The 22,754-nt window shown below is 64.5% G+C and carries 16 protein-coding genes; 8 read left to right on the forward strand and 8 right to left on the reverse strand.

Translation table 11 applies throughout. The features are described from left to right. The first annotated feature begins 172 nt into the window (after positions 1-172). Positions 173-2,185 (forward strand): AsmA family protein, encoded by a 2,013-nt coding sequence (locus J2X56_RS02295; protein ID WP_227022693.1) that lies wholly within the window; start codon positions 173-175, stop codon positions 2,183-2,185. 12 nt (positions 2,186-2,197) lie between these two features. Here the strand turns inward: J2X56_RS02295 and J2X56_RS02300 are convergent, their stop codons facing one another. Then, complete coding sequence (locus J2X56_RS02300) at positions 2,198-3,028, reverse strand: VOC family protein (protein ID WP_134136287.1); 831 nt, start codon at positions 3,026-3,028, stop codon at positions 2,198-2,200. 237 nt (positions 3,029-3,265) lie between these two features. On the opposite strand from J2X56_RS02300, the gene J2X56_RS02305 reads away from it, so the two are divergent. Both J2X56_RS02305 and J2X56_RS02310 read left to right on the forward strand, forming a co-directional pair. Beyond that, a complete protein-coding gene (locus J2X56_RS02305; protein WP_209568974.1) occupies positions 3,266-5,317 on the forward strand; it encodes a response regulator in 2,052 nt (683 codons plus the stop codon). Positions 5,318-5,603: 286 nt separating this feature from the next. Then, positions 5,604-6,017 carry a DUF2306 domain-containing protein gene (locus tag J2X56_RS02310; protein WP_209568972.1) on the forward strand — a complete coding sequence of 138 codons (414 nt, stop codon included), beginning with the start codon at positions 5,604-5,606 and terminating at the stop codon, positions 6,015-6,017. A gap of 3 nt (positions 6,018-6,020) precedes the next feature. Here J2X56_RS02310 and J2X56_RS02315 read toward each other — a convergent pair whose 3' ends face one another. The 7 genes from J2X56_RS02315 to J2X56_RS02345 form a co-directional block, all read right to left on the reverse strand. After that, a complete protein-coding gene (locus J2X56_RS02315; protein ID WP_121040202.1) occupies positions 6,021-6,716 on the reverse strand; it encodes a VIT family protein in 696 nt (231 codons plus the stop codon). Between the two features lie 424 nt (positions 6,717-7,140). Beyond that, the gene (locus J2X56_RS02320) at positions 7,141-8,016 is read right to left on the reverse strand and encodes an MBL fold metallo-hydrolase (RefSeq protein ID WP_121040204.1); all 876 of its coding nucleotides are present in this window, start codon (positions 8,014-8,016) and stop codon (positions 7,141-7,143) included. An 87-nt stretch (positions 8,017-8,103) separates the two neighbouring features. Further along, on the reverse strand, positions 8,104-8,532 hold the full coding sequence (locus J2X56_RS02325) for a YeeE/YedE family protein (RefSeq protein WP_121040206.1): 429 nt from the start codon (positions 8,530-8,532) through the stop codon (positions 8,104-8,106). Continuing rightward, the gene (locus J2X56_RS02330) at positions 8,529-8,978 is read right to left on the reverse strand and encodes a YeeE/YedE family protein (RefSeq protein WP_121040208.1); all 450 of its coding nucleotides are present in this window, start codon (positions 8,976-8,978) and stop codon (positions 8,529-8,531) included. Before J2X56_RS02330 ends, J2X56_RS02325 begins: the two co-directional genes overlap by 4 nt. A gap of 2 nt (positions 8,979-8,980) precedes the next feature. After that, positions 8,981-9,298 (reverse strand): helix-turn-helix transcriptional regulator, encoded by a 318-nt coding sequence (locus tag J2X56_RS02335; protein WP_204725487.1) that lies wholly within the window; start codon positions 9,296-9,298, stop codon positions 8,981-8,983. A gap of 153 nt (positions 9,299-9,451) precedes the next feature. Beyond that, entirely contained in the window at positions 9,452-9,667 is a 216-nt protein-coding gene (locus J2X56_RS02340; protein ID WP_209568971.1) for a hypothetical protein, read from the reverse strand. A gap of 202 nt (positions 9,668-9,869) precedes the next feature. Beyond that, positions 9,870-10,763 (reverse strand): LysR family transcriptional regulator, encoded by an 894-nt coding sequence (locus J2X56_RS02345; RefSeq protein WP_310157967.1) that lies wholly within the window; start codon positions 10,761-10,763, stop codon positions 9,870-9,872. Between the two features lie 98 nt (positions 10,764-10,861). Here J2X56_RS02345 and J2X56_RS02350 point away from each other — a divergent pair, with 98 nt between their 5' ends. From J2X56_RS02350 to J2X56_RS02370, 5 genes are all read left to right on the forward strand, one after another. Beyond that, positions 10,862-12,424: an NADH-quinone oxidoreductase subunit L gene (locus J2X56_RS02350; protein WP_209532787.1), complete on the forward strand. Its 1,563-nt coding sequence runs from the start codon at positions 10,862-10,864 to the stop codon at positions 12,422-12,424. A 23-nt stretch (positions 12,425-12,447) separates the two neighbouring features. Further along, on the forward strand, positions 12,448-14,967 hold the full coding sequence (locus J2X56_RS02355; protein WP_310157971.1) for a DUF2309 domain-containing protein: 2,520 nt from the start codon (positions 12,448-12,450) through the stop codon (positions 14,965-14,967). A 72-nt stretch (positions 14,968-15,039) separates the two neighbouring features. Further along, positions 15,040-15,834 (forward strand): EAL domain-containing protein, encoded by a 795-nt coding sequence (locus J2X56_RS02360; protein ID WP_121040218.1) that lies wholly within the window; start codon positions 15,040-15,042, stop codon positions 15,832-15,834. Positions 15,835-16,018: 184 nt separating this feature from the next. Beyond that, positions 16,019-17,218: a M48 family metalloprotease gene (locus J2X56_RS02365; protein WP_310157976.1), complete on the forward strand. Its 1,200-nt coding sequence runs from the start codon at positions 16,019-16,021 to the stop codon at positions 17,216-17,218. After that, positions 17,215-22,713 (forward strand): AAA domain-containing protein, encoded by a 5,499-nt coding sequence (locus J2X56_RS02370; RefSeq protein ID WP_209568969.1) that lies wholly within the window; start codon positions 17,215-17,217, stop codon positions 22,711-22,713. Before J2X56_RS02365 ends, J2X56_RS02370 begins: the two co-directional genes overlap by 4 nt. Positions 22,714-22,754 lie beyond the last annotated feature (41 nt).

Genomic DNA, 22,754 nt, shown 5'->3' on the forward strand with positions numbered 1-22,754 from the left:
TGCTGCCCTCCGCGCTGCCGCTACTCTGACAAGCAGGTGGCGCAGCCTCCTATAGCCTTGGCGCGTCCGCCAGCTGATACTGTTGCGTTTGCAGAACGCAGATCAATCGATGGCCAGCGGCCAGGGAGGAAGGGGAAACATGCGAGAGGGCGGGGAGACGGCAATCACTATCATGATGAGGCGGGGTTTCAGGTTCCTGACCTGGGTGGCCCTGACGCTGGTCGCATTGATGGCCACGCTCGCGCTGGCCGTTGCCCTGTTCGACTGGAACCTGGCCAAGCCCTGGATCACGCGCCAGCTCTCTGCTGTGCTGGCGCGCGAGATTCGTGTCGATGGCCCCATCACGCTGGGGTGGTCGCTGGCTCCTGCGCACAAGGACGGCAGCAGCCCCTGGCTCCCCCAACTGCATTTCACTGCACGCGAACTGCACATCGGCAATCCCGATTGGGCCCGCAGTGCCGACCACCTGCTGCGCGCCCGCACGCTGGATCTGCACTTTTCTCCCTTGCCGCTGCTGCGCTGGCATTGGCACATTACCGACCTGCGCGTCGAAGGCCTGGACCTGGTCATGGAACGCGCCGATGAGCGTCGCAAGAGCTGGCGCTTTTCCGACCAGCCACGTTCACGCTGGAGTTTCGACATTCATCAGATCGTCTTCGAGCGCGCACAGATCCGTTATGTCGACCAGCCGCTGAACATGGATCTGCACTTCGATGTTCGACCGCTGGTCAGTTCGGCTAACCAGGCCGCCGAGGTACGCCAGGCAGAAGGCGCTGCCAGTGTCGGCCCTGCCAATCCATCGGCCATGGTGTTGCAGGCCGCGATCACCGGGCGCTTTGGAGATGCCAGCATTCAGGGCAATCTGCGCGGCGGAGCCTTGCCCGATCTCCTCAATGAAGACAGTATTTATCCCTTGCAGGCCGAAGGTGAGGTTGGCGAAGTCCATACGGCGTTATCGGGCAAACTCATCAATCCTCATCAATTGACCCGTGCCGAACTGCAGTTGCAACTCAGCGGCGACAGCCTCGACCGGCTTTACGCCGCCAGCGGTGTCCCGCTTCCCGCCACGCGGCCCTTCACGACCCAAGGTCAGCTCAGCATCACCCGCCTCGATACCGAGACCCGCGCCTGGGACTGGCACTATGCGCACTTCACCGCCAAGGTCGGTGACAGTGATTTCTCCGGCGATGCACAGTACTACCGCGGCCCCCCCAAGAATCGCTTGCGCGTGACGGCGGAGGCGGGCCTGCTGCGCCTGTCCGACTACGTTCCCGATGCAGGGAAAAAATCCGGCGCGCATCCGGACAAGACCGACTCCCGCGTTCTTCCCGATCAGCCCGCCAAACCACAGCGCTGGGCCAAGCTGGATGCCGAGATCGCCTTGCATGCAAAACGCTTGCAGTTGCATCCGGACATCGCCTTGCAGGACGCCAGCACCACGCTGCGCCTGCAAGACCAGGTGCTGACCGCCGCGCCACTGCGCTTTGCACTGGCCGGTGGCAAGGGAGAAGGAGAGATCCGCCTGGACGGACGCCAGGCCGATATCGGCGCGAAGCTGCAACTGCAAGTGCAGGGTGTGCAGGTGCGTGAACTGTTCCCGCGTCTGGCCCGCATCGATGCCAGCTTCGGCAAGGTCGATGGCCGCGCCACGCTGACTGGTAGCGGCAATTCGGTCGCAGCCATGCTGGCCCATGCCAATGGCGAAATCAAGGCGGACCTCAGCCAGGGCACCATCAGTCAATTCATTCTGGAGGCGGCCGGCCTGAACCTGGCCAATGCAGTGTTCGCCAAGCTGTATCGGGACCAGCAGGTCAAGCTGCTGTGTGGTGCCGCCGATGTTGGCATCAAGGACGGACTGGCGCAGGTGCGTCATGGCATTCTCAATACCGAGGATGCCGCCATCGACATCAGCGGCCAGGTTGATCTGGCCAAGGAAACCCTCTCGCTGGACGTGGTCCCTCGCACCAAGCAGGTTCGCATCCTGTCGCTGCGTACGCCCTTGTATGTACGTGGCACGTTCGCAAAACCGGACATCGGTGCCAGCAAGGGTGCACTGGCCGCGCGGGCTGGTGCGGCCGCTGCGCTGGCGCTGGTGGCGCCGGTGGCCGCAGTGATTCCATTGATTACGCCGGGACAGAAGATTCCCGACGACTGCGCGCCGCATGCCGCTGCGGCACCCTCATGATGGTATTGCGTTTCAGTCGGTGAATTCGAAGACGGCGTCAAAATCAGGCAGGGCCACCAGCACCCGTTGCGCATCCTGCTGCAACGGCAATCCGAGGGAGCGCGCGCCCGCGGCGACAATGGCCCGGTCCGCCCCGAAGAAACGTAGCATGGCAAAGGCCGCCGGTCGCGAGGGAGCATGCTCGGCCAACGTGTCGAGACGTGAAGCGAGGGCAGGAGCATCCAGGAACTCCAGCTGGAAGCCATCTTCCCACTGGCCCAGCCGTGCATAGGAAAGGCGGGTCGCCTGAGGATCGCGATCCACCACGACCATGCTGGCAACACCGCGCGCACCATTGGCGTGGGCCATCCACTGCGGACGCCAGACCAGTTCGGGCGTGAAGTGATGGCAGGCATAGACGCGTCCGGCGGCGAACTGGCCGGGAATCAGGCGGACCGTGGAGAAGCGCGCATCGATGGCCACCCCGTCCACTTCCACCGGCCGCGAGAAGTGCTGCACCGGTTGCACGGCCAGCCCCAGCGCCAGCCAGGCGTCGTGGCAGGCGGGGACGTCATCGACGGCATAGACCAGGCCATCGAGGCCGAGCGGACTGTCGAGGATTTCCTGGCGGACTTTTTCGCTCTCCCGGGGCTGGCCGATCAGCTCCAGGTAACCGCCTTCGAACATGACCAGATGGTTCACCGAGCCCAACGTATGATGGCCGCGCGGTGTCAGCGTAAAACCGAGCGCATGCAGTTGCGCGTGGGCACGATCGATCTGGTAGTGGGTATTGAGGACCACGTGATCCAGCCGGGCAGGAATATTTTGCGAGGACGGGAGCGTTTTGGAGGAAGCGGTAGTCATAAAAGCCAATCAACAAGAAAGAGCGCGCCAACCAGCAGCGGGCTGCCATTGTAAGGGCGGCCACATGGACTGTCATGGCGGGGGGGATTTGTCCGGGAAACTGGCCGCAGGGTCAGGGATTCCATTACTATGCCGACAAGCTCTACCGTAACGACGCAAGCGTGGTGGCGGAGGACGCTCAATCAGAACAGTGCGACGAGGAAGGGCGTAATCTTGGATCAGCAAGCGGCAACGGCAATGGAAAGCAATTCTCCTTTGAGCAGAGCGTATCGGCACGCCTTGCTGGAGGCGATCGATGACGGTTTCTGCATCATCGAATTCATCGATGGTCCGCACGGACCGCTCAGTGACTACGTCCACATCGAAGCCAATTCGGGCTATTACCGGCATACCGGCATCGAGGGCATTGTCGGCAAACGCCTGCGCGAGATCGAGCCGGACAATGCCCAGGTCTGGCTGGATGTCTATGGCCAGGTCCTGCTGACCGGCCAGCCGCTGCGTTTCGAACAGGAATTCCAGGCCGTGGGCCGGCACATCGAAGTGTCGGCCACGCGCGTCGGGCCAGTGGAGATGCGCCAGGTCTCGGTGCTGTTTCGCGACATTACCGCGCGCCGCCGTACCGAAGCCGCTCTGCGCGAGAACGTCCAGCGCGTGCAGCTGGCCATGGAGGCCGGGGCCATCATCGGCACCTGGATCTGGGACATCCCCTCCGACCGGTTCAGCGTGGATGACGGTTTCGCGGCTGCCTTCGGCGTCCCCCCTGAGAAGGGCCTGGTTGGCCTGAAGCTGGAAGACCTCATGCAGTCCGTACACCCGGACGACCGCGAGCTGCTTTCCACCCGCATCCGCGAAGCCCTGGCGCGTGGCGGTGCCTATGCCCACCAATACCGCACGCGCCGCCGTGACGGCCGCTACTACTGGCTGGAAGCCAATGGCCGCGTGGAGTTGACCTCGGACGGCCATGCCAGCACCTTCCCCGGTGTGCTGATCGACATCGAAGGGCGGCGCGCCGTCGAAGCCGAACGCGATCGCGCACTGGCTGCGCTGCGCGCCCTCAACGACACGCTGGAACAGCGCGTGCAGGAGCGTACCAACGCCTTGCTCGAAGCCGAGGAAGCCCTGCGCCAGGCGCAGAAGATGGAAGCGGTGGGCCAGCTCACCGGCGGCCTGGCACATGACTTCAACAACATCCTGGCCGGCATCAGCGGTAGCCTGGAACTGATGAAAGTGCGGCTGGCCCAGGGCCGCATCTCGGACATCGAGCGCCACCTCAATGGCGCGCAATCTGCCGTCAAGCGTGCGGCTTCATTGACGCAGCGGCTGCTGGCCTTCTCGCGCCGGCAGACGCTGGATCCGAAATCGGCCGACCTGAACCGCATCGTGGCCGACATGCACGAACTGATCGGCCGCAGCGTGGGCCCGGCGATCACGGTGGAAACCATCGCGGCCGGTGGCTTGTGGAACACCTTCGTGGACGTCGGTCAGCTGGAAAACGCCTTGCTCAATCTGTGCATCAATGCCCGCGACGCCATGCCGCACGGCGGGCGGCTGACCATTGAAACCGCCAACCGCTGGCTGGACGACATTGCCGCCATGCAGCGCGGTGTGCCGCCGGGCCAGTACGTGTCGCTGTGCGTGAGCGATACCGGCACCGGCATGTCGCCGGATGTGGTGGCGCGCGCCTTTGATCCTTTCTTCACCACCAAGCCGACCGGGCAGGGCACGGGGCTGGGGCTGTCCATGGTGTATGGTTTTGCCGGCCAGTCGGGCGGTGCGGTGCGCATTTATTCAGAACTGGGTCAGGGCGCGACGCTCTGCATCTACCTGCCGCGCCACCTGGGCGAAGCCGGGGAAGAGGACCTGCCGTTGCCGGACGACGGTTCTGCGGCGGCAGCGCCTGGCAGCAAGACCATTCTGGTGGTCGATGACGAACCGCTGGTGCGCATGGTGACGGTGGAGGTCCTGAGCGATCTGGGCTACAGCGTGCTGGAGGCGGAAGATGGTCCCTCGGCCTTGCGCGTATTGGCCGCTTATCCCGAGCTGGATTTGCTGGTCACCGACGTCGGGCTTCCCAATGGCATGAACGGCCGCCAGCTGGCCGATGCCATCCGCGCACCGCGGCCCGAATTGCCGGTGCTGTTCGTGACCGGCTATGCCGAGAATGCGGTGCTCAATCATGGTCATCTTGAACGCGGGATGCAGGTCTTGACCAAGCCGTTTGCGGCCGATGTCCTGGCGCGCAGGGTCAGGGAGCTGGTGGGGGAGGAGAGTTCGGACCGCAGCGGGTGATGCGACAGCGGGGCTACCTCCGGCGGCGGGATCGGGTGCCCGAGTGGTGCGTCGTGTTTTCCGATCCCTACGTGCTCGCTCCGCCACCACCGCTGAGGACGGCCCATCCCTCGCGCAGGTGGTCGGGGAATTGCGGCAAGTGTTGATCGGACTTGGGCGGCCTTGACGACACTAATTCGCCTTGCCGCTGCACTCTGCGGCATCCCATCTGCATTTCGTCGCATCCCGCTATCGTCCTGCCAGCAGCCTCAGCAGAATCGCTCCACCGATTCGCTGAAAGCCTGCCATGTCCCTCACACCTCTCATCGCACTCCATTTGAGCGTCGCACTCGCTGCGGTCGTCATTGGACCCTTCGCCTTCTGGGCCCGGCTCGGCCGCACGGTGCGGCCACGATGGCACCGCGCCCTGGGCTATGCCTGGTTCAGCTGCATGGCCGTTACTGTCCTTTCGGCGCTCTTCATCCGTTCGCATGACCTGCCCAACATCGCGGGCTATACGCCGTTGCATCTGCTGGTGCCAGCTACGGCCTTCCTGCTCTACCGCGGACTCGCGGCGGTGATGCGTGGTGATATCGCGCTGCATCGGCGCACCATGCAGCGGGTCTACATCGGTGCTTGCCTGGTGGCGGGGGCCTTCACGTTGCTGCCGTCACGCTATCTCGGCCAACTGATTTGGGGGCAATGGCTGGGTTGGCTTTGATGGCTAGACGGCCGCGCCGAAGAAAGACCCGATCGCCGCCGTACACCCCATGGCCAGCGAGCTCCACAAACTCACCCGCAAGGCTCCCTTCCACAAGTTGGCACCACCGGTTTTGGCCGCGACCGCACCCAGTACTGCCAGCGACAGCAGGGCGGCGATCACGATGGCCGGCAACAGGCTGGCGACCGGTGCCAGCAGCACCACCGCCAGTGGCAAGGCCGCACCGACGGCAAAGCTCAGGGCCGAGACGATGGCCGCTTGGACCGGCCGCGCTGCCGTGGTTTCGGAAATGCCCAGTTCATCGCGCGCATGCGCATCGAGGGCATCGTGGGCCATCAATTGGGTGGCGACCTGATGCGCGGTCTCCTGACTCAGTCCCCGGCGCATGTAGATGCCCATCAGTTCGCGATGTTCGCCTTCCGGATCCGTGGCCAGTTCTTCGCGCTCCTGGCTCAGGGCGGCGTGTTCACTGTCCGCTTGTGAGTGCACGGAGACATATTCGCCGGTCGCCATCGACATGGCGCCCGCGACCAGGCCGGCGACGCCGGTCAGCAGCACGTTCTCATGCGTGGCATTGGCCGCCACCACGCCCACCAGCAGGCTGGCAGTGGAGACGATGCCGTCGTTGGCACCCAGGACGGCGGCGCGTAGCCAGGAGATGGCGTCGACCTTGTGATGTTCGAGATGGAATTTGGCCATGACACTTCTGTTCATATACAGGGTTGCGGAATGGCGCAGATTCTAGGGCTGTGCTGCGGCAAAGGCTACGACAATTAGCGAAAATGAGGGCAATTCGTATTTGATGGCGAACGGATGGCGCAGCTTGACCGCCGTTTGTCCCACGAGGATGACAGGCTTTCGGAAGGCCATTTCCAGGCTGGCGCTGATGCCGTTGCCCGACTCCGCTTGCTAGGGTGAACGCTTGCGGATGAGTCTTCATTCTGAATTTTGAGCGATCCGTCCGCAGACCCCATTACATCCATGCATCAAGGGAGATCTCATCATGGCTGATCGCAAGCCCAAAGCCGCCATCGCCATCGTGGCCGGCATCCTCATCCTGGCACTGATCGGCGGCCTCGCGCTGCTGGGACTGTTCCAGTCCGCCGGACACAGCTGACCTTGCTCACACCGCGTTGAGCGGGATCTTCAGATAACGCACACCATTGCCTTCCGCTGGCGGCATCTGTCCGGCGCGCATGTTGACCTGTACCGAAGGCAGCAGCAGCACCGGCATGTCCAGCGTGGCATCACGCGCGCTGCGCATGGCCACGAATGCCTCTTCGCTGATCCCTTCGCGAACGTGAATGTTGTGCTGGCGTTCTTCCGCCACGGTGGTCTCGAAGCGCAGTTCGCGGCCCCCCGGCTGGTAATCGTGGCACATGAAGAGGCGTGTCTGCGGCGGCAGCGACAGCACCGCATTGATTGAACGGAACAGCTGCCGCGCATCTCCGCCCGGAAAGTCACAACGCGCCGTCCCATAGTCGGGCATGAACAGCGTGTCACCGACGAAGGCGGCGCTCTGTCCGCCTTCTTCCACTACATAGGTGACACAAGCCGGCGTATGGCCAGGCGTGTGCATCACGCGCGCCTGCAACTGGCCGATCCGGAAGATTTCGCCATCGGTGAAGAGATGATCGAACTGGCTGCCGTCGTGCTCGAATTCGGTGCCGGCGTTGAAGAGCTTGCCAAAGACCTGCTGCACCTGGCGGATGTGCTCGCCGATGGCGATGCGGCCACCCAGCTTCTGCTTCAGGTAGGGCGCGGCGGAGAGATGGTCGGCATGCGCATGCGTTTCCAGTATCCATTGCACCGTCGCACCGAGTGCCTGCACACGGGCGATCAGATGATCGGCGCTGCGGGTGGAGGTGCGGCCGGACTTGGGGTCGTAGTCCAGCACGCTGTCCACCAGCGCACAGTGCAAGGTGGCGCGGTCCAGCACGAGGTAGCTGACGGTGCTGGTGATGGTGTCGAAATGACCTTCGATATGCAGATTGTCCATGGGTGATCCTGGTGTTTTTTCTTCACATTCAAACGGGCAGATTACGGCGAGAGGCCCCCTGTAAGGACACCCTGCGTGCAGCAACATTCATTTCGCCCAAAACCGCTCATTCCAGCGGAACAGCAGCATGCCGGCCACCATGGCCAGCACGAAGGCCAGGCCCTTGCCCGATGCCATGCCTAGCAAGACCAATGCCGGTCCCGGACAGATGCCGGCAATGCCCCAGCCGATGCCGAAGAGCAGGCTGCCCAGCACCAGCCGGCGGTCGATGGTGCGCGCCGTGGGCAATTGCATCGGTTCGCCCAGCAGTGTCCGCTGACGCTTGCGTGCCAGCGTAAAGGCCGGCAGCCCGATGGCGATGGCCCCGCCCATCACCAGGGCCAGCGACGGATCCCACTGGCCAGCCAGATCCAGAAAGCCCAATACCTTGGCCGGATCGGCCATGCCCGAGACGATCAGGCCTAAGCCGAACAGCAAGCCAGCAGCCAGCGCGGCGAGGCTGCGCAGGAGCCTCATGGCAGTACTCCTTGCAACCCCAGCATGTGGCGCAGCAGATAGACACTCAGGAATCCGGCCGCCATGAAGCACGCCGTTGCCACCGCCGAGCGTGGCGACAGGCGCGACAAGCCGCAGACGCCGTGACCACTGGTGCAGCCGGCACCGTAACGGGTCCCCACGCCGACCAGCAGGCCTGCGAGTACGATGGCCGCATAGCCGGCATCGATGCGCGGCGCGGGCAGGGCGCTTGCCAGTGACGCCAGCAGCGGCGCGAGAAGCAAGCCGAGAACGAAGAGGGCGCGCCAGGCGCGATCCGATGCCGAGGGAGGCAGCAGCCCGGCGACGATGCCGCTGATGCCGGCAATGCGTCCATTGCAGAGCACCAGCACGCTGGCGGCCGCTCCGATCAGCAGGCCACCGGCCAGCGAGGCGACGGGGGTGAAGGCATTCCACGCAATGTCCATGCTCATTCCTTGGGGCAATAAAGTTGGTACATCAGTCCCAGCATCTCAAGCAGCTTGGGATCGGCGACACGGTAGTACACCCGCTTGCCCTCGCGCCGCGTACTGACCACCCCTTCGTTGCGCAGCACGCCAAGTTGCTGGGACAGTGTGGGCTGGCGGATATCGAGTGCTTCCTCCAGCTCGCTGACGCACATTTCAGCCTGCGATAGCTGGCACATCAGCAACAGCCGGTCTTCATTGGCGAGTACCTTCAACGCGGCCACCGCCTGGCCGGCGGCGCGGCGCATCTGGTCGGCTTGTAGCGAGCTGGGGCTGGTCATGGTGAACACTATTCAATTTAATAATATATTAAGTCATATAATAAATGCGCGACATGAAGATGGCAAGGCTTTCTGAACCGGAAGCGAAGCAAGAGGAGGGTGTGAAACGATGGGTGATTCGCTGAAACAGCTGTGGCAAGCGCGCTGCGCTGCTCAGGGGGAGGCGTGCAGCAGGTCGATCAGGTGGCGGCTGGCCTGCTTGGCGGCCGCCATCGCCTCTTCAGCGAACGCAAACGGGGCATCTTCACCACAGAATTGCAGTTCGCCATTGATATAGAGATCCCAGGTCCAGCCGGTGCCGACGTCGCCCGGACACTTGAGCTCTATCCTGACCAGCTCGTCGCGATACCTGAAAAGTGCCTTCCTCATCGTGCCCGCCGGGTTTCTTGTCGTGAAGCAGCAAGCTCGACAACACTTGCCCCCTGAGTTGCCCAAGTGTACGCCATTACCACGTTGGCAATATTGGCATTAGCGTACATATATTTGCGCAAATCTTCTTGCATTCTACCAAGGAGTAGCATTTATTTCTGACCGGTAACCGGCGTGCGGCTGAAACAATCTTCCTCGAAGATCAAGAAGGGAAGGGACCGCCCGCCAGCAGCCGGTCCAGCAGTTCATCGTAGTGATGATGCGGCGTGGTGATCGCATAGAAGCTTTCCACCAGCTCGCTCGTCTGGCCGGCCACGACCAGGGCACCATTGCGCAGTTCGTCCTGCACCACCACTTCCGGCAGTACGGTGAGCCAGCCGCTGTCGCGCGCGATCAGGCGCAGCATGGCCATGTCGTCCACCTCGGCACGCATGCGCGGGCGCACGTCGTTGGAGATGCACAGCGCGTCAAATTGCATGCGCAGGGCGTGACGCGGGCCGGGCAGGGCCATGTCGACGCCTTCCAGGTCTTGCGGAATGCGCAGGCTGCGTGCCTCCCAGCGGTGCGCCGGACCGACCACCGAGACCGCCTGGCTGCCCAGGAAGCGGCAGTGCAGGGGCCGATCCGGGTCGGAGGGCACGGTCTCATTGGCCAGCACCACATCAAGCTGATGCTGCATCAGCCGCTCCAGCAGCCCTTCCAGCAAGCCCGACTCCAGCGTCAGGGAGACCGAGGGGTCAGAGAGCATGGGACGGATCCAGTTTTCCTGATAGTTACGCGACAGTGTGGCCACGCTACCCACTCGCAGGCGCGTCACCCCGGCCGAGCGGCCCTCCAGCCGGCCCAGCAGCTCCTGGCTCAGTCCAAAGATATTGTCGGCATAGGTGAACACCAATTGCCCGGTATCGGTCAACGTCAGGCGGCGGCCTTCGCGGATGAAGAGATCTTCTTCCAGCTGCTTTTCGAGCTGGCGGATCTGCGCGGACACGGCGGATTGCGAGGTGTGCAGCTCTTCCGCCGCCCGTGTCAGATGGCCGAGCTTGGCCACCCGCCAGAAATAACGCAAATGATGAAAGTTAAGCTGTTCTAAGCGCATCGTTCGATTTTATGAATGAATTTGTTCTGATAAATGTAATTTACAGAACGATCGATGGCAAGCATCATGATGCCATTCCAATGCATGAGGTTCTTGTCATGACGACCATCCCCCTGATTTCCTGCAGCGCCTGGGCACCGCCCGCGCTGACGATGGCCGCCGCCCTGGCGCTGTGTCTGTCCCGGCTGGCACCGCCGCGCGTCTGGACGCTGTTCCAGTCGCTCTCCCTGTTGGCTTTGCTGCTGACCTTGTTCAACCTGGTGATGGCCCGCGACAGCGCCCCGTGGCCGGGCGTGCTGCATCCGTCCACGCTGGGCCTGGTGCTGGCCCTGCTGGTACAGGGACTGGGCACCGTGATCGGCAGTTTTTCGGCGCGCTACCTGCAGGGTGAAGCCGGCCAGCGCCAGTATGCCGCGGCGCTCGCGCTGGTACTGACTGCCGTCCACCTGCTGTTGCTGGCCGATCACTGGGTGGTGCTGATCGCCGCCTGGGCCGTCGTGGGCCTGGCCCTGCAACGCCTGCTGTGCTTCTATCCGGAACGTCCCTTTGCCCGTCTGGCTTCGTACAAGAAAAGCATCGCCGACCGCATCGCCGACTGCCTGCTGATCGCGGCGGCCGCGCTGGCCTGGACGACCGTGGGCAGCGGCTCCTTCTCGGACTTGTGGGCCTACCTGAGCCAGCACGGCATGAGCACCAGCCTGCAGGTCAGTGCACTGTGCCTGACGCTTGCGGTGATTCTGCGGACTGCGCTGCTGCCGGTACACGGCTGGCTGATTCAGGTGATGGAAGCGCCGACCCCGGTCTCGGCGCTGCTGCATGCCGGCGTGGTGAATCTGGGCGGCTTCGTGCTGGTGCGGTTTGCCCCCTTGCTGGAGCAGGCCGTCGCGGCGCGCGCCGTGCTGCTCATCGTCAGCGCCGGTACCGTGCTGCTGGCCGGGCTGGTGATGCTGACCCGCATCAGCATCAAGGTCAAACTGGCCTGGTCGACCGTGGCGCAGATGGGCTTCATGCTGCTGGAGTGCGCCGCCGGACTGTACCTGTTCGCCGCGCTGCACCTGATCGGCCACTCGCTGTACAAGGCACACGCCTTCCTGTCGGCCTCCTCGGTGGTGCGGGAGACCCGCCTGTCGGCCTTGCACAGCCCGGCGCTGCCGTCGGCCTGGAGCGTGATCCTCGCCCCGATGGTCAGCATCGCCCTGGTGCTGGGTCTGCACAGCCTGAGCCCGCATGCGGCCTGGCCATGGTGGTGGAGCGGCATCCTCGGGCTGGCCTGGGCACCGCTGCTGTGGCGCTCCACGGCCAAGGGCAGTGGCGGCCTGCGCGGCTGGCTGCTGGGCCTGCTGGGTGCGGCCGGCCTGACCCTCGCGGCCCTGGTGGCCCACCTGCTGCCGCTGCACGTCAACGATTACCCGCGTGCCGTGTTCGGCGTGACGGCCTTGCTGGCGATGCTGGCCCTGTATGTCTGCATGGGCTTGCTGCAACTGGCACCGCAGTCCATGGCCGCCTGGCGACGCCGCAGCTACGCCGGCTTCTACCTCGATGAAGCCTATACCCGCCTGGCGCTGCAGTTGTGGCCCTCGAACTGGGCTCCCAGTGCCCGCCGGGCCGCTGCCGAACAACAAGTGAACAATCTCGCCGCCGATGGCCGTAGCCAGGGCTGAGCCCGTCTCACCGGAGAAACAGCATGAACGTATTAGCCCAAGATAGCCAAGGACCAGCCGCCGCGCCGATCGCTGCGTGGAGCGCCGAGCTGGAGCAGCAATTGCAGCAAGCCTGCCAGGATGCCTGCGGTGCCATCGCCCCGGCCTGGCCGCTGGATCGCGCCATCGCCGTCAATCCGCACTGGTCGCGGGTGGGCATGCCGCTACGCCAGGTGGCCGCGCGCATGGCCCTGCTGGGCGGGATCCAGGTCTTTCCGCCCAAGGAACAGCTGCAGCAGGCCTGGGACCAGGGCCGGGTGACCCAAGCAGATCTGGAATACGCCCTGGCACACTCGATCGAGGCCCAGGAACGCGGTTTCGACGTTGCCCACTGTCTGTCGGTACTGGCCGCCACCGGCCCGGCGCCAAGGCTGCCGCTGCTGATCGACGTGCTGGACAACGATCCCCAGCGCCACACCCGGCTCTCCTGGCGGCAGGCCATCACGCACCAGGTCAGCCAGACCTGTGCCGCCTACTTCGACCAGCACCAGGCCGACTGGCAGCCTGAACGCGGCATGGGCCTGTATGCCTTCTGGCGCGAGACGCTGGAACACGACCACGGCATCGGCCTGCTGATGGGCCTGCCGCACATTGCCGATGGCGTCCGGGCGCTGCCGGCCTGCGCGCGCGAGGCCGAACGCTGGGTGATGCGGCGCATGGACCTGCCGCCCGAGGTCTGGGCCGATTATCTTGAATCGGTCCTGCTGACCGTCAATGGCTGGGCCTCGTGGTGTGCCTATCTGGGCTGGGAGGCCAAACTCGCAGGCGGCAGTGATGAACACCTGCGTGAATTGCTGGCCATCCGCATGGCCTGGGGTGCCTTGCTGTTGGAGTGCAAGGATGACGAAGCCGCCAGCCACGCCTTCCACACGGTGCAACAGGCCTGGGCACGCTCGCAGGAGCGTCTGGAACAAGTGCGTCAGGACCTGCTGGTCGATGAACTCTGGCAGGTCGCACTGGAGGCCGGCTACCAGCGCAAGCTGGCGGCAGCCTTGCTGCAACAGTCGGCCAATGCAGCGCCGCAGGTCGAGGTGCAAGCCGCATTCTGCATCGATGTACGCAGCGAACCGCTACGGCGGGCGCTGGAAGCGGTCCATCCCGGCATGCAGACGATGGGCTTCGCGGGCTTCTTCGGCCTGCCGGTGGCCTACACGCCGTTGGCCACCGAGGCCAGCCGTCCGCAGTTGCCGGGCTTGCTGGCACCGGCCTATCAGGTGCAGGACGTGGTGGCACCTGCTGGAGCGGCCACCGGTGACGGCGTACTGGCCGGTGCCGTGGCACGGGCGCGGCGCAAGTCGCTGGCCCTCAAGGAACAGTGGCAGGGCAATACGCGCTGGCCGGGGTCGGCGTTTTCCTTCGTCGAGGTGGCGGGCGTGACAGCACTGGGCGGTCTCTGGAAATGGCTGCAGCCTGGCCAGGCCGAACGTGCGCGCGATGACCTGGCCGGGTTGCCGGCGCGCTATCGCGAAGTGTGCCGGCCGCTACTGGTCGGCGTCGCGCTGGAAGACAAGGTGGCACTGGCCGCCCGCGTGCTGCACGCCATGGGCCTGGATCGCCAGGTGGCCCCGCTGGTGCTGCTGGCCGGCCATGGCAGCCAGTCCGCCAACAACGCGCATGCGGCAGCGCTGGACTGTGGCGCCTGCTGCGGCCAGACCGGCGAAGTCAACGCGCGCACGCTGGCCCAGTTGCTCAACGAACAGGAGGTGCGCCGCGGCCTGCTGGACCGGCAGATCTTCATCCCCGAAGACAGCCACTTCCTGGCCGTCCTGCACAACACCACGACCGACGAAATCGAAGCTTTCGATCTCGACCTGATGCCGGCAGCGGCCCGCGCGCGCTGGCAAGCCCAGCAGCCGGCGCTGGCCGAGGCCGGTGACCGTGTCCGCCGCGAGCGTGCGCTGCGCCTGGGGATGGAGCCGGCCCAGGCCGCGCCGGCCTTGCTGAAGCAACTGCGCCGCCGCGCCAACGACGGTGCCGAGACGCGTCCTGAATGGGGTCTGACCGGCAATGCCGCCTTCCTGATCGCCCCGCGTTCACGCAGCCGTGGACTGGACCTGGGTGGCCGCTGCTTCCTGCACGACTACGAGGCCAGCGAGGATCAGGACGGCAGCGTGCTGGAACTGCTGATGACCGCGCCCATGCTGGTGACGCACTGGATCAACTGGCAATATCACGCCTCCACCAGCGATCCGCAGCGCCTGGGCAGCGGCAACAAGCTCTTGCACAATGTGGTCGGGGGCACCATCGGTGTGTTCGAAGGCAATGGCGGCGATCTGCGCATCGGCCTGTCGCGCCAGTCGCTGCATGATGGCCAGCAGTGGGTGCATGAACCGCTGCGCCTGACCGTCGTGATCGATGCGCCGGCCGAGGCCATCGATGCCGTCGTCGGCCGTCACGCCATCGTGCGTCAGCTGCTGGAACATGGCTGGCTGCACCTGTGGCGTTTCGGAGAGGCAGGCCTGGAGCAGTGGCGGCGCGAGGGATGGAAGTCAATCGGCTTGTGAAACTTCTGGTATCGTTGGCAAGATGCGGTAGCATAGATGCCGTTTTGCAACTAATGATTTGCCGGAGAAAGCATGATCCCCATCATTCCAGACTCCAATGCCAGCCCGGGAGAGGACGCCGCGCGTCGCTCCTGCGAGGGCTGCTCGGACGACGGTAAGCTGGACATCGAGTTTGAATATGCCTATCAGCCCATCGTGCGCCTGTCCACGCGCTCGGTGTACGCCTATGAAGCATTGGTGCGCGGGCCGCAGGGCGAGCCCGCGTACACGGTGCTGGAGCAGGTCAACGACAGCAACGTCTATCGTTTCGACCAGGCTTGCCGTACCAAGGCGGTGGAAGGCGCGGCACGGCTGGGCATGACGCAGTACCTGTCGATCAATTTCCTGCCCAATGCGGTGTATCGCCCGGAGGTCTGCATCCAGAGCACCTTCAAGGCCGCGCGCAAGCATGACTTCCCGATCGAGCGCATCATCTTCGAGGTAACCGAAGGGGAGCGCGTGGTCGACCGCCCGCACCTGGTGAACATCTTCCGGGAATACAGCCGCTTCGGTTTCCGCACCGCCATTGACGATTTCGGGGCCGGTTACGCGGGCCTGAACCTGCTGGCCGAATACCAGCCCGATCTGATCAAGATCGACATGGACCTGGTCCGCAACATCGACACCGACAAGCCGCGCCAGGCCATCGTGGCCGGCATCGCCGCCATCTGCAAGGAACTGGATATCGAGATCCTGGCCGAGGGCGTGGAGACCCGTGCCGAACGCGATCACCTGGCGGCGCTGGGGATCGACCTGATGCAGGGGTACTGGTTTGCCAAACCTAAGTTTCAGGCACTGAGCGTGTTAGAGAATTCGGTTTGGGAATAGCGCAACCTTGCTCCCACCGGTGCTGGCGGACTGCCTTGTGGGCAGATGCCCGCGAGCCGCGTCGCGCGCGATTTTAAGATCCTGACGCAAGCATGCTTATAAAACGCCCAGCATGTGTGGGTATGCAGCATGTTGGTGTTTCCCTGTAGAATCGTCACAAAAATTTACGAACGACAGGGCTTGCATGAATCCCACGACGCAGGAGCTCAGGGGGCTGACTCCGCTTGATTATCACCTCGCCGTCATCGACCATCTGCGCACGCACGAGCCCGAAGTCTGGCGCTGGGCGGCCGCCCGGACCAGCCATGCAGAGCAGCGCGAATCCTTGCGCACGGCACTGTTGCGCAACACTTACCGCATCGACCAAGCGGCCCATCCCGAGATTCACGCCACACTGGACTTGGCGCGGCAGCGCCTGGGCCTGAACGTGGAGGTACCGGCCACCCTGTACCAGTCGGCCGGGACGGAGATGAATGCCTCGCTGGTGTTCGTGCCCGGTGAGGTTCACCTGATCGTGCAGGGCGACCTGCTGGCGCGCCTGTCCGAACAGGAAATGCTGGCCGTCTTCGGGCATGAACTTGCGCATTACGTGCTCTGGTCGCAGGAGGAGGGGGCGTTCCTGCATGCCGAACGCATCCTCTCCGATGCCAGCGCGGCTCCGGGTGCCGCCGCCTCCTTCAGCGAAACCTGGCGTCGCTACGCGCTGCATACCGAACTGTTCGCTGATCGCGGTGCGGCCATCGCCTGCGGCTCGCCGGACCCCGCGATTTCCTCGCTGGTCAAGCTCAATACCGGCATCCGCCAGGTCGATGCGGCCGCCTATCTGCGGCAGGCGGCCGAGGTCGATGCGCAGCAGACCGGTGCCAGTGAGGCGGCCAGTCATCCGGAAGTATTCATGCGCGCCCGCGCCCTGCAGCTTTGGTGGGAAGGCAGCGAAGAACTCGGCCCGTGGCTGCAGCAGCGTCTGCAGGGGCCGCTGGCGCTGCGCGGCCTGGACCTGCCTGGCCAGCACCGGCTGCAAGGCATGACCCGCGGATTCCTGGCGCACTTCTTTGTCGGGACGGAGCTCCTGAGCGAGACGGTGAAGGCGCAGATAAAGCTGATGTTCCCCGACTGGCACCAGGATGAACCCGCCGTCACACCGCAAGCCTTTGCCCCGGAACACGCCGATGAACCCGTGCGCCATTACCTGACGGCCTTGATGCTCGATCTGGCCCTGGCCGATCCGGACCAGCAGGAACCGGTCCTGCTGCGTGCCGGCGTGATCGCGCAAGCATTGGCGACGCTGGACCATCTGCATCAACTGCTCAAACGCGAGGCTGGCTTCGGCAAGCGCGAACTGGACCGATACAAGCGACAACTGGCCAAGGAGGCCGCAGCATGAGTGAACACCCATCCTCCCCGGCCGCATCGGCCAGCCTGCGCGAGCTGATCGATGCGCAAGCCGGCAAGCTGCTCTCCAACGATGACCTGCTGGTGCTGATGCTGCCGCTCTTTGCGCAGGTCGCAGAACTGCATGCACAGGGCCGGGTCGCCGCACTGAGCGAAGAGACGCTGCTGGTGGATCAGCAAGGCGGACTGTCCCTGCGGCATCCGGCGGGTCAAGCCCCGCAGATGAATATCGATGCCGTCCATGCTTTGCAACCGCATCTGTCTTCGGGCCTGTCCATCGTGGGTGCGCTGCAGCTTGATCATCACTCCGACGGCCTGCGCACCCAGCACGATCTGGCCTTGCTCGAGGACGAATCCGCGCGGATGACGCGGCCGGTCTACCTGAGCGGTCCGAAGAGCTGGGAAATCGCGCTGGGCCATCATGATGAAATCACCGATGTGTTCCAGCTCGGCATGCTGCTTGGCGGGCTGGCCTGCGGGCTGGACCTGGCCGAGCAGGACGACCTGCGCCTCTTCGTGCAGCACCGTCACAATCTGTTTGAGCTGCACGACAAGCTGTCTCCCATCATCGCCAGCGTCATCGTCGAGATGACCGAACTGAACCGCCATGATCGCGCCACCGATGTGGCTGCGTTGGCGCTGCGCCTGCGTACCTGGCGCGACCAGCCGGTGGCGCTGGATGTGGAACGGGCGCTGGCGGGCAAGGATGGGGTGGCCCCGCGCCGCATCGCCGTGCTGTCGCACCTGCGGGATCGCCTGTTCGACCTGTCCCGCCGCAACCGGCTGCTGTATTTCCGCCCCACCAGTGCCAACGTCAACCTGACGGTGGCCAGCGTACCCCTGATGCTCAACGTCGACAGCATCAAGCCGGAACAGATTTGTACCTGGGGCGACCCTTTCGCCGAACAACTGGTGGCGGGCAAGCCGATTTCCCTGCAGAACTGGCTGCGCTTCGATGACCAGCTCTATCTGCCCGCCACGCTGGACAAGCTGATTTCCGAGACACGCCACGACCGTGCCGAGTTCGGCTTCAGCAACCTGCGGCTGGTGGTGGCTTTCCTGCGCTGGCACAACCTCAAGGAAGCGCCTGATGAGCGTATCGTCTCGCCGCTGCTGTGGCTGCCGGTGGAGCTGGTCAAGCGCAAGGGCGTGCGGGATCAGTACCTCATCCAGTGCAGTACTTCCGAAGCCGAATTCAATCCGGTGCTGCGCCACTGCCTGTCCCAGCTGTACGACATCGCGCTGCCTGAAACCATCGACCTGGCCAAGACCTCCCTGCAGCAGATCCACGAGGACTTGCGCAACAAGATCCACCAGTCCGAACCGGCGGTGGAGTTACGTCTGGTCGACAAGGCCTCGGTGCGGCTGGTGCGGCAGAAGGCCATGCAACGCATGCAGCAATACACGCGCCGCCGCCCGGGTGGCGGTGCGCAGCGCAGCCGGGCCACGTCATGGCTTCCGCCTTACAGTTATGCCCGTGATGACTATCGTCCGCTGGGCAAGGCGCTGTTCGAGCACTATGTGCGTCCCAGCGAGCTGCCGCAGCGCTTTGAGGCCGGTGCCACGCTGCGCCGCCCGCAGATGGTGGCCACCAGCGAAGCGGCCGTCAGCGAGCAGCAGGAAGAGCGGGCCGGCTATGTTCTGGAGGAATCCAGCGGGCATCGTTACGCCTGGGATCTGGATCTTACCCAGGTAACGCTGGCCAATTTCAACTACAGGAAAATGTCGCTGGTGCGCGACTATGCCCAGCTGCTGGAGGACGCCAACGGCAATCCGGCCTTTGACCGTATCTTCTCGATCCAGCCACGCGAGCTCGATACCAGCCCGCCGGCACCGCTGGCCCCCTCCGAGCAATGGAACGTGGTGTCCTCGGATGCGACCCAGAACGCCGCCGTGCAACTGGCGCGCACGCAGCGCAGTTTCATCATCCAGGGGCCGCCCGGCACGGGCAAATCGCAGACCATCACCAACCTGATTGCCGATTATGCCGGGCAGGGTAAGCGGGTGCTGTTCGTCTGCGAGAAACGGGCGGCGCTGGATGTGGTGTTCCACCGTCTCAAGCAGAGCGGGCTGGCGCAGCTGTGCTGCCTGATCCACGACTCACAGGCCGACAAGAAGGCCTTCATCGCCGATCTGAAGCAATGCTATGAGCAGTGGATCGCCCAGCCGCCTGAGGGTGAGCGCTTGCGCGCCCGGCGCGCCGGCGTGGCGGCAGGCTTGCAGGATCAGCAGCGGCACATCGACCAGTTCGAACAAGCCATGGCAATGGTGCCGGAGAGTGTCGGCCTGAGCGTGCGCAGCCTGTTGCGGCGGCTGGCCGAGCTGCCGCCGCCACTGGACGTGGGTGCAGCGGTACGTGAAGCTTTGTGCGCGTGGACGCTGTGGGACGGGCAGCGCGAGCTGACCCGGCGCTTGCAGGGCGTCATGCAGGAACGTTTTGGCACCAGTGTGCCGGCCACCCATCCCTTTGCCACGCTCTCTGCCACGGTCTTGCGCCAGCAAGGGGTGGTGGCGGAACTGGAGCGTCGCTGTGATGCGGTCGATGCCATCCTCGGGCGTCTGACGTCTTTGCTGGAAAGCAGCCAAAGTCCGATCGTCGCCGACACCCCTTTGAAGGCCGCGCAGCAGGTCGTTACCGAAAGCAAGCGCCTGGTCGACAGCGGCCTGGCGCGCCATCTGGATCTGCTGGATCCTGCTTCACCTGGCCAGGCGGCCTTGTCGCAATGGTGCGAAGCGATGGCACAAGGCCAGCAAGCCGTGACGGCAGCCCAGTCGGTCACCGGCCACTGGCGCGACAAGCTGCGGGCGGATGATACCGAGACCGCGCTGCGGCTGGCCGGCCAGATGGAATCATCCTTCTCGCGCTGGTTCAAGCCTGCCTGGTGGCGTCTGCGCGGAGAACTCAAGCGTCGCTACGATTTCAGCCAGCATGCTTTGCACCCCGGCTATGCCACCGTCCTGACGCAACTGAAGGCCGAACACGAGGCGCTGTCACGGCTGGCTGCGACGGAGGAAGAGGCGCGTCGACGTTATGGGGCCAGTGACATGCAGCAGTTCCTGCAGACCCTGGAAACGCTCAGGAACCGCATGAACACGCCGGCCGGTCTGCAAGCGCTGGTCGATCATCTGCGCCGCGCCGGGGATCCGGCTGCGCTGGTGATGGGTCTGGCGGGTGCGCATGACGATGTGCAGGCGCTGGCAGCACTGGTCGATTCGACGCTTTCGGCTCCGGATCAACGGAATCTGGAACAGACAGGCGAGCTGTTCCGCGATCTGCGCGAAGCCCTGGAAGATTTGCCGGACCTGCTGCCGCTGTTGCAGGCGGTCCATGACGCTGACGCCACCTACGCTACGACGGTACTTGGCGTGCATGCCGATCCGCTGGCGCTGGAAGCTCTGGTGGCGGATGAGGCCTGGCGTCGCCTGGGGCGCGCCCATCCGGTGCTGGAACGCTTCAGCGGCACCGACCTGGCGCTGGCGACCCGCGCGATAGCCCAGGCCCAGCGCAGCTTGCTGGACATCAATGCCGAGGCGATCAAGGCCACCTTGCAGGGACAGTTCAGCGAGCATGTACGCCTTTCCGGGCTCTCGGCCACGCAGCTCGATACCCAGGGCAAGGCCCTGAAGAAGCAATACGCCACCGGCCGCCGCGAACTGGAACATGAGTTCGGCAAGAGCATGCGCTATCGCTCCATCCGCGACTTGGCCGATGATGAGACCGGCGCGGTCATCAATGACCTCAAACCGATCTGGCTGATGAGTCCGCTGTCGGTATCCGATACCTTGCCCTTGAGCAGCACGCTGTTCGACGTCGTCATCTTCGACGAGGCCAGCCAGATTCCTACCGAAGAGGCGATCCCGGCACTGAGCCGCGCCCAGCAGGTGATCGTGGTGGGCGACGAGATGCAGTTGCCGCCGACCAGTTTCTTCTCGGCGGCCGGCAGCGGCGAGGAAGACGAGATCCTGGTGGAAGAGGATGGGGAGCGCATCGCCATCAATCTGGATTCCGACAGCCTGCTGAACCAGGCAGCCCGCAATCTGCCCGCCACGCTGCTGGCCTGGCACTACCGCAGCCGCCACGAAACCCTGATCAGCTTCTCCAATGCGGCCTTCTATGATGGCCGTCTGGTCACCATTCCGGACCGTCTGCGGGAACGTCCGCTGGAGCAACTGCCGCGCCCGCGCTCGAACCAGGACGATGCCGGCACGCTGGCCGCCGACCTGCTCATGGGCAGCCCGGTCAGCTTCCACTGGCTGGAGGACGGGGTCTACGCCGATCGCAGCAATCAAGCCGAGGCACGCTACATCGCCCAGGCCGTGCGGGAAATGCTCAATCGCGAGACCGGCCTGAGCTTGGGCATCGTGGCCTTCTCCGAAGCCCAGCAAAGCACCATTGAAGCGGCACTGGAGGCGCTGGCGTCTGAAGATCCGGAGTTCAGCACCCGTCTGGAGCGCGAATACGTGCGCGAGGACGACGACCAGTTCAATGGCCTCTTCATCAAGAACCTCGAAAACGTGCAGGGCGACGAGCGTGACGTCATCATCCTCAGCATCTGTTACGCCCCCGGCCCCAACGGCAAAATGCTGATGAACTTCGGCCCGATCAACCAGCGCGGCGGCGAGAAGCGGCTCAACGTGATCTTCAGCCGGGCACGCCATCGCATGGCGGTGGTGAGCTCGATCCAGGCGGACGCCATCACCAACGTCCACAACGACGGTGCGGCAGCCTTGCGTAGCTTCCTGCAATTTGCGCAGGCCAGCGCCACCGGCCGCTTCGATCACGCCCAGACCATCTTGGGCGCGCTCAACCAGGGGGCGCGCAAGGCCTTTGCCGCCGAGCTGCAGCCAGACAGCATCCGCGATGCACTGGCTCAGGCCCTGCGCCAGCGCGGGCACCGGGTCCAGCTGCAGGTCGGACGGTCGCAGTTCCGCTGCGATCTCGCCATCGAGGGCGTGGACGGTACCTACGCACTGGCCATCCTGCTCGACAATCCCGCGCAGGCGGTCACCGATACGATGGAGCGCTACGTCTTCCGTCCAGCCATCCTGCGCAGTTTCGGATGGAAGGTGCTGGACCTGCCGGGACGTGACTGGCTGCGCGATCCGGTTGCGGTGATCGAGCGCATCGAACGGATATTGGCCGAGGGAGAGGACGCGGTGCTGCCGGAGCAGAACGCCGGTCCGGGCGAGCAGCCCGCCGAGTCGCCAGCCACACCGACCGCGCACGTTGCCATCGATGAGCTGTCCGAAGCGACCGCTGCGAGCGGTGCCGCCGCCGAGAGTCGTGCGCTTTCCTATGTGCAGGGGAGTTCCAGCAAGTTCTGGAACATCAGCCGGTCGGGTGCCGAGCTGACCGTCACTTACGGCCGGACCGGGACGCAAGGTCAGCGCCTGATCAAGTCGCATGAATCGGAAGAGCGTGCACAACGCGAGATGGAAAAACTGGTCGCCGAAAAGCTGCGCAAGGGATACGTCGACGCACCCTGATCATCCAAGGCGCAGGGAAGGGCCGGAGCGCTACAGCCAGC

The organism is Herbaspirillum sp. 1173 (assembly GCF_031455335.1).
Taxonomy (GTDB): domain Bacteria; phylum Pseudomonadota; class Gammaproteobacteria; order Burkholderiales; family Burkholderiaceae_D; genus Herbaspirillum; species Herbaspirillum huttiense.